At 36.1% G+C, this 12617-nt stretch carries 6 protein-coding genes and 3 pseudogenes; 4 read left to right on the top strand and 5 right to left on the bottom strand.

Features of this window, described 5'->3' with window-relative positions:
* Nucleotides 1-53 precede the first annotated feature (53 nt).
* On the bottom strand, nt 54-632 hold the full coding sequence (gene rbr / locus JCM17102_RS16765) for a rubrerythrin (protein WP_025076001.1): 579 nt from the start codon (nt 630-632) through the stop codon (nt 54-56).
* A gap of 250 nt (nt 633-882) precedes the next feature.
* On the opposite strand from rbr, the gene JCM17102_RS16760 reads away from it, so the two are divergent.
* A complete protein-coding gene (locus JCM17102_RS16760; protein ID WP_025076000.1) occupies nt 883-2559 on the top strand; it encodes a SulP family inorganic anion transporter in 1677 nt (558 codons plus the stop codon).
* Between the two features lie 155 nt (nt 2560-2714).
* Here JCM17102_RS16760 and JCM17102_RS28070 read toward each other — a convergent pair.
* From JCM17102_RS28070 to JCM17102_RS28065, 3 genes and pseudogenes are all read right to left on the bottom strand, one after another.
* A pseudogene (locus JCM17102_RS28070) lies at nt 2715-6579 on the bottom strand (TIM-barrel domain-containing protein).
* 30 nt (nt 6580-6609) lie between these two features.
* Entirely contained in the window at nt 6610-7383 is a 774-nt protein-coding gene (locus JCM17102_RS16750) for a radical SAM protein (RefSeq protein WP_025075999.1), read from the bottom strand.
* A 77-nt stretch (nt 7384-7460) separates the two neighbouring features.
* Nucleotides 7461-9511 (bottom strand): annotated as a pseudogene (locus JCM17102_RS28065) (helix-hairpin-helix domain-containing protein).
* Between the two features lie 155 nt (nt 9512-9666).
* Here JCM17102_RS28065 and JCM17102_RS16740 point away from each other — a divergent pair.
* Complete coding sequence (locus JCM17102_RS16740; RefSeq protein ID WP_025075998.1) at nt 9667-10242, top strand: DUF4294 domain-containing protein; 576 nt, start codon at nt 9667-9669, stop codon at nt 10240-10242.
* Nucleotides 10243-10328: 86 nt separating this feature from the next.
* On the opposite strand, the gene JCM17102_RS16735 is transcribed toward JCM17102_RS16740, so the two are convergent.
* Nucleotides 10329-10856 (bottom strand): RNA methyltransferase, encoded by a 528-nt coding sequence (locus JCM17102_RS16735; protein WP_025075997.1) that lies wholly within the window; start codon nt 10854-10856, stop codon nt 10329-10331.
* Nucleotides 10857-11347: 491 nt separating this feature from the next.
* On the opposite strand from JCM17102_RS16735, the gene nadA reads away from it, so the two are divergent.
* Both nadA and JCM17102_RS16725 read left to right on the top strand, forming a co-directional pair.
* Entirely contained in the window at nt 11348-12286 is a 939-nt protein-coding gene (nadA, locus tag JCM17102_RS16730; RefSeq protein ID WP_025075996.1) for a quinolinate synthase NadA, read from the top strand.
* A gap of 52 nt (nt 12287-12338) precedes the next feature.
* Nucleotides 12339-12533: pseudogene (locus JCM17102_RS16725) on the top strand (transcriptional regulator); the annotation flags it as partial.
* Between the last annotated feature and the right edge of the window lie 84 nt (nt 12534-12617).

Raw genomic sequence — 12617 nt, 5'->3', positions numbered from 1 at the left:
AAGAAAGCCGCGATAGAGATCCCATCGCGGCTTTCTTCTTCGTATGCTACTATTTAATAGTTTTCCTTTTTCACTTCGAAATATGCTTGCGGATGCAGACATGCCGGACAAACTTCAGGAGCTTCCTTACCTACAGTAATATAACCGCAGTTACGACATTGCCATACCACCTCACCTTCTTTAGCAAATACAGTCATATTCTCGATATTATTTACGAAAGCTAAATATCTTTCTTCATGACCTTTTTCAGCAATAGAGATATTACGATACATAGCAGCGATCATCGGGAAACCTTCTTGTTCCGCAACGTCTGCAAAGTGAGGATAATCCAATGACCATTCTTCATGCTCACCCGCAGCAGCTGCACGCAGATTTTCGAGTGTATTACCAATTACACCTGCCGGATAACTAGCAGTAATTTCAACCATACCGCCCTCAAGGAACTTAAACATACGTTTAGCATGTTCTTTCTCTTGGTCAGCTGTTTCAGTGAAAATAGCAGAGATTTGTTCATAACCTTCTTTTTTAGCAACACTTGCAAAATAAGTGTAACGCATTCTTGCTTGTGATTCTCCTGCGAATGAAGTTAACAGATTCTTTTCTGTTTGAGTTCCTTTAATACTTTTAGTCATAATTCTGATATAATTTAATTGGTGTAAAACCTATTTAGACGTAAATTGTCGCTTTTTCTATAACGCAAATATAAGATTTTTGTTCATAATCAGCACCTTTTTCTTTATTAATAAAAACTATCACCTCATTGATAAAACCTATCAACAAACAAATAGTATGTTCCAAAACATATTTATATGAATTATTTTATCTAATTTTGCAACCTCTACATTACAAAAGAGCAATAAATATACAAACAACCTATAAAAAATGAAGCTATTTGAATTTAAACCCAAACTGGTTTCTTGTCTGAAGAATTATTCAAAAGAAACATTTATGGCGGACTTGATGGCAGGTATCATCGTAGGTATCGTAGCACTTCCTTTAGCTATCGCTTTCGGTATCGCTTCAGGAGTATCGCCGGAAAAAGGTATCATTACTGCCATCATTGCCGGATTCATCATTTCTCTATTAGGAGGAAGTAAAGTACAAATTGGGGGACCAACAGGTGCTTTTATCGTCATCATTTACGGCATCATTCAGCAATATGGTGAAGCCGGACTGATAATTGCCACTTTGATGGCAGGTGTTCTTCTTATATTATTAGGAGTATTTAAACTGGGAGCTGTCATTAAATTTATTCCTTACCCTATTATTGTAGGTTTCACCAGTGGTATTGCCGTCACTATCTTTACCACACAAATTGCAGATATATTTGGTCTGACATTCGGAGGAGAAAAAGTACCGGGTGATTTCATTGGAAAATGGATCATTTATTTCCAGCATTTTGATACGATAAACTGGTGGAATACTATTGTAAGCATTGTCAGTATCTTTATCATTGCTATTTCTCCCAAGTTTTCTAAAAAAATTCCAGGTTCATTAATTGCTATTGTGGTAGTGACAGTCGCCGTATATTTAATGAAGATTTATGGCGGAATAGAGTGTATTCCTACCATTGGTGATCGCTTTACAATCAATTCCGAACTTCCAGATGCTACCGTACCAGCTTTAAATTGGGAAGCTATCAAAAATCTATTTCCGGTAGCTATTACTATTGCAGTATTGGGAGCTATCGAATCTTTGCTATCCGCTACAGTAGCAGATGGTGTGATAGGTGACCGACACGATTCTAATACAGAATTAGTCGCACAGGGTGTAGCAAATATTATAACTCCTTTATTTGGTGGTATCCCTGCTACAGGAGCTATCGCACGTACGATGACTAATATCAATAACGGAGGTAAAACCCCTGTAGCCGGAATTATCCATGCAGTAGTCCTGCTTTTGATTTTACTATTTTTAATGCCGCTTGCACAATACATTCCTATGGCGTGCCTTGCCGGAGTGCTGGTTATCGTATCTTATAATATGAGTGGCTGGCGTGTATTTAAAGCGCTATTAAAAAATCCTAAGTCAGATGTTACGGTATTGTTGATTACCTTTTTCCTGACTGTTATCTTCGACCTGACAATTGCCATCGAAGTCGGGTTAGTCATAGCTTGTGTTCTTTTCATGAAGCGTGTAATGGAAACTACAGAAATTTCAGTTATCACTGATGAAATTGACCCAAACTCAGAATCTGATATCACCTTACATGAAGAACATCTGACTATCCCCCAAGGAGTAGAAGTATATGAAATCAATGGTCCTTACTTCTTTGGTATTGCTACCAAATTTGAAGAAACAATGGCACAATTGGGAGATCGACCGAAAGTACGTATCATCCGTATGCGTAAAGTTCCTTTTATTGATTCTACCGGTATTCATAATCTGACAACACTTTGTCAAATGTCTCAGAAAGAAAAAATAACTGTTATTCTTTCCGGAGTCAATGAGAAAGTGCATCATGTATTAGGTAAATCCGGTTTTTACGAATTACTGGGAGAAGAGAATATTTGCCCCAATATTAATGTAGCATTAGATAGAGCAAAAAGCATTATTTAATAATGAATAAGAGTTCTATAGATATTTAGAAAAAGACCGATTACTTATTTCTTCAATGTATAAATGGTCTATTTGCATAATAGAACTGGTTCGTTCCATATATTGTGGAACGCAACAAAACAACTGTGGAACGAACCAGAACTAACAATTATATTTTAGAATTGATGCATTCTCAACTGTTTATCCACCAATATTCCATCCTTCATCTGCAATTCAAACTTCACTTTTCGTTTTGCTTTAAACTTTAAGATGAATAGTTCTTCGGACCCTTCCAGTGATTCCTGCTTTCCTATATTAACAAATGTAGGATAAAGAGATTTCACTCCATTCGTATGCAAGCGGTCATATGTCAGGTTTTCCAGCGCTTTCATATTCAACGGTTCAACACCTACAAACTCATAATCATTCTGGTCATAAGGTAAAGCAAAGCTAAGTGCATTCACTGATTGTAGTTGGTTACCTTTTACATGAATTTCTACGATTTCATCCTTTTGATAGATCTGTTTCGGAGTAGTAATGAATAAAGAACCTGATACCTTTTGGACAACTTCTTTATCAACCCCACCTTCCAGCTGTGTTGTTACTACAGAAATATCATAAGCATCAATCAGATTATTCATATTGATATCTCCTTTACTGATATATCCTTCATAATCAGAATCTCCACGACGTAATCCAGTATAATTCATATAAGAAGTCAAATCATTACGGTCTATCTTACCATCATTATTAATATCACCTTGCAAATAACTGCTGGTTCCAGGTACTTTAAATACATATATTTCACGACCTGAACCATAATTTCCAACACCTGCCGTAACAACTAGTTTAATGTATCGAGCAGAAGGATGTTCCTGGAAACTGAATACTTTTACATCTGCATTTCGTTGCCAGTCAAAAGCACCGGCTTCGGTCCAGTTTTCCTTATCCATACTATAGAATACGGTTCCTTTCAATAGGGTTCCATTTCCTGCATCTGTACGAGGTAAATAGTGGAATTTATCTAACTGATTGACTGTCTTAAGATCAATAATCAAATCCAATGGAATGGAATTGACACTATATTTTGTATGCCAAATATCTCCTGACTCAGCAAAATCGAACAATCGGTTTACTCCGGCACCACCTTGTGCAGCAGCAGAAGACTCACCTTTAATGCCATGTATAGCAAATTCCAACGGATTTTCTTTCGTCGTTACATGTAGTTCTGCCCAATCAGAAATACCGTCTTTATTAACAGCACGCACTTTGAAACTATAAGGCGTTTCTGCAGTCAGATCTTCAAATAACAATTCTGTATCTTTGATAGTGGTATAAAGCATACCATTAAATTCAATTTCATAATAATCAGCATTAGCTACTTTATCCCATGTTGGTTTCAAAGTATATGCTTCTCTGTTTTGTTCAGATACCTGGACATTTTGCGGAGCTGATAAAGTACCTGTTGTCACACGATAGCTGTTTGACGGTTCAAAGCGGAAACCTTCTACTTTCAACATTACCGGATTCACTGTTACATCTGTAGAAACAAGTTTAACACGTAACTGCGGATTCTTTGTAATCACCACTTTTTCAAATTCACTTCCTTTGGTTGCAAACTTATTCAAGTTAGGAGCAGCCTCATACCAATAAACATTATCTCCTTTGAGGAAATCATCAATAGTAGTCACTTCTGTCAATTTCACTCCTTTATTACCTATCTTTGCCACAAGTTTCTTAGGCTTTTCCGAAACATTGATACGTAATTCAGTCTTCTTTTCTTTCACCAATCCGTCAAAATCTCCTTTTACCGGATGTATGGTAATTGTTACACGATTCTTGTTATCTACATCCGATTCAATCAGGGTAGTGGCAAATCTTCCGTCTTTATATGCTTCTGTCACTCCATCATCGTCATACTCCACCATGGAAGAGTGCTGATTGGGATAGAATTCATAAATACGAAGAGAACGGTCTATTTCGGTAACATTATTATTGGGATTATTCATTGGGATAATAGCTCCGTTCTTGACAAATACAGGTAATTTCCAGATAGGTGCATCAAAGTTATTTATAACACAGTTACCCTCATACTTCTCTCCACTAAAATAATCAATCCAGGCACCTTGGGAAGATAGATACCATTACGAATATCATTTCCCTCTTTATCCCCTTTGGTAATTTGATAAACAGGAGCTACAAGAAAATCAGTACCATACATAAACTGGTACTGCGTTGCAGATCCATGTGTATAATCATTCGGATATTCGAGGAACATAGCCCGAATAAGAGGGAGCCCATCTACCGCTTCATTAGCATAACTATAAGCATAAGGAATTAATTCTGATTTCAGTTTCAAATACATCCGGTTGATAGATGCAGCAGGTTCTCCAAGAGCATGAGGATATTTCTCATTGGCTCCCCAACCATCCATGTTCAACTGCATTGGAGTAAATGTCTTCCACTGAAAATCACGAATATTAACCGCTTTATTCTTACCACCAAAGATTCCATCCATATCCGAACAGATATTCGGCTGGCCGGAAAGTCCGGAACCAATATATGTCGGTATATGAAAACGAATGTATTCCCAAACACCTCCGGTTTGATCACCTGTCCAGATTCCGGCATAACGTTGAGTTCCTGCCCAGCCATCCAATGATATGATAAAAGGACGGGCATTATTTCCATAATAAGGCATGATATGACCTACATCTCCTACACCATTTAATCCGAAAGAATATCCGGAACCTACCCACGCTACATCAGTTTTCAGTACACGTACTCCTGCGTCACGAACTTCTTTAACAATATCACGTTGCAACAAAGCACTCACTCCCTCTTTAGGATGTAAATCCGATTGTGTCCATAGTCCGATTTCAACTCCATTCTCACGAGCATATTCACCTAACTTTTTCAAGTTATCAATATTTCCATCCAATGTTTCTGTTTGCCCATAACCGGCACCGTAACCGTCATTCGGTAACAACCACCCAAGAGGCATATCCTGATTTTTATAACGATCAATCACCCCACGAGCAGAAAACTGATAATTATTTTTTTCACCATTCAATGATTCCTTAATGCCCCCATTATCTTTCTGACTCTCTTTATACCGTTTCCCGTCTTCAAACAAAATTCCATTCGGATCTTCTTTCCAATAGTCACGATTATAAGCATTCAAATGTCCTTCATAAAAACCAAACTTAGGAAGCAGAACCGGATTTCCTGTTAATTGATAAAAATCGTTTAACAAAGCAACAGCTCCGTCACTTACCATATAGAAAATATCCAGATATGGAGATTCATGAGACAATTTTACCATTCCTTTCTCTGTTACACCAAAATCATATTCCCCTTTCTTGAAAGTATACCACATCATTCCATAACCATTCGTAGACCAATAGAAAGGAGTAGGTGAAGCTACTCCGCCATCTGTCCAACTATTTTGGTTCTCAATAGCGATTACTTTATTTTTATGAGAAAAACGTCCATTCTGCACACCTCCTCCATAAAAGTATTCTTCTGGCTTCTCTTTCAAAGTAACTGTTACCTTTTGTGGCTAAATGCCACCGGAACCATCTCTTCAATAACGTATGCATTAGTTGTCAGATTAGCAACTTTCATCAAAGTTGTTTCCTTATCCAATTCAATACGTACTTTTCCAGTAGACACCGTAATGACATTCTCATCTCCTCCTATTTTAAACTGAGAAACTTTACGTCTGGGTTGGTCAACCAGTATCTGTGCTTCAGGAGTTGCTTCAGGATCACGAATAATACCTCCGGTAGGATCTCGAAAAATACGGAATATATTCTCTCCATAAAAATCTATTGTTATCCGTTGCTGATCGGATAATAATACTTCAAAAGTCGTAGAATTAATCTTTTTCACAGCAAGAATACCCGAAGTCTGCTGATTTCCCGTCAAAATACCATCTTTATTATTCGTTACTGCAAATGTCTGCACTACCGGATACAGGAACAATAATACGAAAATACCTTTAAGATATCGTAAACAAGAAGAATAAGTGTTTTCCATTTTTATTATTATATAATATAGTATCAAATATTAATAAGAAGCTGTAACCGGAATCCCCGTTTTATTTATCAATTCTACAATCCGGTCTAACTCTTCATGAGTAGCTTTCTGCAAATCATGATCCGGTGTTTCCCGATCAATTGTATAAATCATCACTTGTCGGGGGGCAATTTCTTTCACTGCCTCCAGCCAGGGAAGTACAAAATCATCTGTTGTATTATCCACATCTTTCCCAAGATAACTTCCTTTCAAAAACATAGTTTGAACAATACAATTCCCTTTGAATTCCTTCATTTTTTCAATGATCTGCCTCACTGAATATTTATCATTGGGACGATCCAATAAATGAATATACTCTTCATTCACCGTATCCAACTTCAAAATGTTATTATCTATCTTATTCAGAGCTTCGAAAACAGCCGGACGATTAATGAAGGTAGAATTACTCAATACACTTACTTTTGCATTCGGAAAATATTTATCTCTGAGAGCAAGCGTATCTTCTATAATTTCCAAAAAATGGGGATGAGCAGTCGGTTCTCCATTTCCTGCAAAAGTAAATACATCAGGAGTAGGTCCGTTTGCTTGCATATCTTTCAGCTTTTCTTCAAGAGCCGTACGAACTTCTTCACGAGTAGGAAGAGGTTTTCTTGCACGATGATCGGCATTGAAACCACATTCACAATAAATACAGTCGAATGAACAAACCTTGCCGTCTGACGGTAATAAATTGATTCCCAAAGAAACACCCAAGCGGCGGGAATGTACAGGACCAAAAATGGGTGAAGGATAGATAATAGTCATTTTATTTCGAATTTTGACAATTTACAGTTTGACATTTAAGCGTATATTCCCATATATCTTAACACTGCACAAAGATACTAAAACTTGATACGTAGTTGCATCTGTATATCCGCTTTTTTATTTCCACGAATTAAATCGTTACCGGAACCTATCTCATCTCGATTTAAATAAGTAGTTTCTCCAAATTTAGTTATAAACATCCAATGCTCATTGAAGTCATAACGAAAGTGAGCAACACAACGAAATCCTTGTCCTTGAAACGAAGGAGTATAAAATGTATAAAGTAGTCCTTTCTCAGAGATATATACTCTAGAATCATAATCATCTGTATAAAAGTAACTGCCCTGAACTTCAGCAAACAGCCTGGTTCCGGGCAGTCGATAAGATATCATCCCTGTAGCCTGATATCCTAGGCTAGCAGCTTTGTCCTGAGAATAAAAATGATTATATTCTAAAGTTGTACGAAAAGATAACACTTCATTTAAAGAATAGTTCAAACGATAACGAAGTTGATGATGATAAATTGGAAGTATAATACTACCTTTAGTTCCTGACAGATCCCGCTCTTTTTGTTTATAACGGTACTTTAAATACATCGATAAATTCTCATGTGGAGAAAAGGTTGTCTGAATCAGAACATCTATCCCATGAGAACCGGTTTTACTGATTCTATACTTTTCCATGGAAAAGAAAATAAATCGCATGAGGCTAAAAAGTTCCAATAACGAAAAGGGGAAGTTTCAACACCCAGATAATATCCCTGTTCATTCTGAACTGTACTTCCTTCTCTAAAAGAATGAGCAAACATCGCCCAATAATCAAACGAATAAAACCGTTGTATCAATACCAAATGAGTTCCTTCCATCAATGAATACTGAAAACGATTCAAAGAAGCCCAACCTTTTTTTCCTTTAGCCATCTCTCCCTGAAAAGAAAAACGATGCCATTGATATGCATAATCAATACCTAAATTATAGAATTGATTACCATGAAGATTATACTTAGAATAGCCTGTTAATTCCGGTTCATAAGGATGGTTGAAAACATAGTAAATACCTGTGATTCCCAGATGAATATGGCTTTGTTGATAACTTATATTTCCACCTGTTAATTGCAAAGTGAACAAGTCTTTTTTATCCGCTTCCTTTTGGCTTCGATGTAACCCTGCTTTATAAATAGAAGTTATTTTCCCATCTGTTAATACTCCATCCATCGACCGATGTGAATAAAAACTGGAAATATTCAGCTTTTCAGTAAGAGACACAGTAGCCGCCACTCCCCGGAAATAATTCACTTCATCTGTTGAAGAGTGCTTCTTGATACCCTTTCCTCTGGATGTAAATGAAGAAGCATAAATAGTCTTTCCCATTAGATAATCAGTGCTCACTACCAATCCTTGTCCAAAATTTAACCGATAGTTACCAACAGATAATGTTTTCAACCGACCGCAATTTTGTAATAACAGATAAAATGAGTAATAATCATAACCATAACGGTTATGTAAAGCTCCAAAAGGTTCTCCGGCATCTTTCTCTGCAACTACTCCGACATAAAGTCGATTACTATATCGAAATCCATATTTCACAGAGTTATAAACAGAAGGTCCTAGATAGGTATGTTCATAACCTTTTCGTTTATAAAATGGTATATCCATGCGAGTTAGTACTTCATGCTTTCCATACTTCACTGCATTTTTCAACATACTTTTCCACTGAAAAGAAGATCTATTGTTAATTTCTTCAACACATACAAAAGGCAGTAAATATTGAATGGTTCGCTTATCCATATCCTCTACTAACTGAAGTTCATAAAGAGTCTTCATCGAGCCATGTACATATACATAAGCCAATAAATATTCTATCTGTAAATCAGTTAAAAAAGGAAATTGTTCCAATTGTTCACGAGTAGCTACATTCAAATTAATAGGTTCTTGTAAACGAACAGAAAGTTCCTCCAATTCATTTTCCCAATTTTGTTCATTAACAGAATTATTAATATCATTATTAACAGATAAATCTTCAAGTACATCATCTAGAAGGCTATCAGGCTGGTTTTGAGCACTACAAGCAGGAATAATAAACAGGCTGTTTATAATACTTATCAACCAAAAAAGTTGATTTCTTTTCATTTGAATTTATGTTTCATTTCCTTGTTGTCAGAGGAAAAAGTCCGTGAAGTTACTTTAAATAGGTTAATACCCCAATGAAAAACAAGAATAATAAAAAAAATATGAAGATAATATCTTATTTTTGTCATGTGAATAAACGACTTAACATATTATTAATGACAATGTTTGCTATGTTCTGTTCACTCCATGTACAGGCTCAGGAAAAGCAAAGCATTAATGGATATCTGGTTCCAATGTGTATCTACGAAGGTGATACCATCCCTTGGATCCAGTTAAGGCCTGTTTATATCTTCCGCCCATTAATATTTAAAAACAGAAAAGAAGAAATAGAATATAATCGACTGGTACGAAATGTAAAAAAGGTATATCCTATCTCTAAAGAAATCCATCGTGCTATTATCGAAACTTATGAGTATCTTCAAACATTACCCAATGAGAAAGCTCGTCAAAAGCATATTAAACGTGTTGAAAAAGGATTGAAAGAACAATATACAGCTCAAATGAAAAAATTATCTTTTGCACAAGGAAAGCTGTTGATAAAGTTAGTAGACAGACAAAGTAATCAGACTAGTTATGAACTAGTAAAAGCTTTTATGGGACCATTCAAAGCAGGTTTTTATCAAACATTTGCTTCCTTATTTGGTGCTAGTTTGAAAAAAGAATATGATCCATTGGGAGAGGATAAACTAACAGAAAGAATCGTATTAATGGTTGAAAGCGGACAAATTTAATGATACGTTATAAACAAGGATTATATGCTGGTTATTAAATGATTAACAGAGATATGAACCACTTATTAACCAGCTGTTATATCTTATCAACTAAGCTTTTTGAATAAATCCCAGATTACAATACCCGTTGTCACAGAAACATTTAAAGAATGTTTTGTACCATACTGAGGAATTTCGATACAGCCATCCGAATGGTCAATAACTTCCTGTTGAACCCCTTTCACTTCATTTCCCATTACGATAGCATATTTCTTCGTTTTATCTAATTCCAGCTTATCCAGCATAATGCTACCTTCCACTTGCTCGATTGAATAAACAATATATCCCTCTTTCCGAAGGTTGTCAACCGCATCAACAGCGTTATTAACATATTTCCAATCTACAGTAAACTCAGCTCCTAAAGCAGTTTTATGCATCTCAGGATGTGGAGGAACAGCTGTTATACCACACAAATAAATACATTCAATACGAAATGCGTCTGAAGTACGAAATACAGAACCTATGTTATGCAGACTACGGATATCATCCAATACAACTACTAGAGGCAGTTTCTTAGCCTGTTTAAACTCTTCCGCAGTAATGCGGTTCAACTCAGTTATTTTTAGTTTTCTCATGCAGTCATTTCTATTTAATACATACCGGTTACAAAAGTAATTCTTTTCTGTTAAGAGAGGTGTTGATAACGGTTTAAAACCTGTCAAAACATTCAGCAAAGATTTTAAAAAATAATTCTTGCATTATTCAAAAGAAGATGTAGAAGAGTATCCTTATTAACATTCCAAAAAAGTAAACCATAACTTTCTACCTCATCTTAAACACATTTTTCAGCATTTACTTAGCTGTTTATATCTATAAAGTTTTTAACTTTGCAACTTATCAACAAAGAGTGAATAGCTTTTTCTTATTCTACCGGAGTTCTATGATAATGAAGTATATAGATAATATTTAATCTATTTTTCATTCGTTCATAATGAACTAATAAAGTTGAAGTAGAAACTAATAACTTATCCGGCAAGAAAAACAGGATTTTTTTCCTAACACTATTAACAGGCTATTATCACTAACAAAGGATTTTTTTTTAAAGAAAAGAAAAAAGAATATTATTATGAATGATCTGATAAAAGCTATTAACGAGCTGAAAAAAGAAAAGAATGCAATCATTCTGGGCCATTACTACCAGAAGGGCGAAATACAGGATATCGCTGATTACGTTGGTGACAGTCTGGCATTGGCTCAATGGGCGGCAAAAACGGAAGCAGACATTATTGTGATGTGTGGTGTTCATTTCATGGGTGAAACAGCAAAGGTACTTTGTCCGGATAAAAAGGTGTTAGTTCCTGATATGAATGCTGGCTGTTCACTGGCAGACAGTTGCCCGGCTGATAAGTTTGCACAGTTTGTCAAAGAGCATCCGGGATATACTGTTATCTCATATGTCAATACAACAGCTGCTGTGAAAGCGGTAACAGATGTAGTGGTAACTTCTACCAATGCAAAGCAGATTGTAGAAAGCTTCCCTCAAGATGAGAAAATAATCTTTGGACCGGATCGGAATTTGGGTAATTATATCAACTCAGTTACGAACCGTAATATGTTACTTTGGGATGGTGCTTGTCATGTACATGAACAATTCTCTGTGGAAAAGATCGTGGAATTGAAAGCAGAACATTCTGATGCAATCGTATTGGCTCATCCCGAATGCAAAAGTACAGTGTTGAAACTGGCTGATGTGGTAGGTTCTACCGCAGCTCTGTTAAAGTATGCAGTGGACCATCCGGAAAAGAAATATATTGTTGCTACTGAATCGGGTATTTTACATGAGATGCAAAAGAAGTGTCCGCAGACTACATTTATTCCAGCTCCTCCGAACGATAGTACATGTGGGTGTAATGAGTGTAGCTTTATGCGGTTAAATACGTTAGAGAAGCTCTATGAGTGTTTGAAGAATGAGTCTCCGGAAATTACGGTAGATCCTGAAGTGGCAAAAAAAGCTGTAAAACCTATTCAACGAATGTTGGATATTTCGGCAAAGCTGGGATTGTGATGGCATGGATATGGATAAATAGAAGATTAATAAGTTCATATCACAGTAGTAAAAGATGTATTTGGCGTCATTCAATATTGACGGAGACCAGTATTATTCTGTGAAGTATGTGAACCATTCGGATAAAGAAGATTTCCTGAAACTGGTCAGTTACAATACTCATTATGAACTGATGGACATTCCGTTTGCTGCTATTAATGCAATGACGATTGTGAAGTTTTCTATTAGAGGACACATGATGATGTAAGGAGCAGATATAAGAATGTAATCAAACCAATAACGCAGAAAACGAATAGTCAAAATCCGTTTAACTTGACTCGAATTTGTTTGG

It is taken from the genome of Bacteroides faecichinchillae JCM 17102, assembly GCF_000614145.1.
Classification (GTDB): Bacteria; Bacteroidota; Bacteroidia; order Bacteroidales; family Bacteroidaceae; genus Bacteroides; species Bacteroides faecichinchillae.
Note: the sequence above shows the minus strand (reverse complement) of the source record. Positions and strands in the feature narration are given on the sequence as shown.

Bases quoted from the DNA above. Each gene is read 5' to 3' on its own strand.
- JCM17102_RS16750 (WP_025075999.1), bottom strand. From the start codon at position 7,383: ATGACTATTATCTATCCTTCACCCATTTTTGGTCCTGTACATTCCCGC.
- JCM17102_RS16740 (WP_025075998.1), top strand. From the start codon at position 9,667: ATGACAATGTTTGCTATGTTCTGTTCACTCCATGTACAGGCTCAGGAA.
- rbr (WP_025076001.1), bottom strand. From the start codon at position 632: ATGACTAAAAGTATTAAAGGAACTCAAACAGAAAAGAATCTGTTAACT.
- nadA (WP_025075996.1), top strand. From the start codon at position 11,348: ATGAATGATCTGATAAAAGCTATTAACGAGCTGAAAAAAGAAAAGAAT.
- JCM17102_RS16735 (WP_025075997.1), bottom strand. From the start codon at position 10,856: ATGAGAAAACTAAAAATAACTGAGTTGAACCGCATTACTGCGGAAGAG.
- JCM17102_RS16760 (WP_025076000.1), top strand. From the start codon at position 883: ATGAAGCTATTTGAATTTAAACCCAAACTGGTTTCTTGTCTGAAGAAT.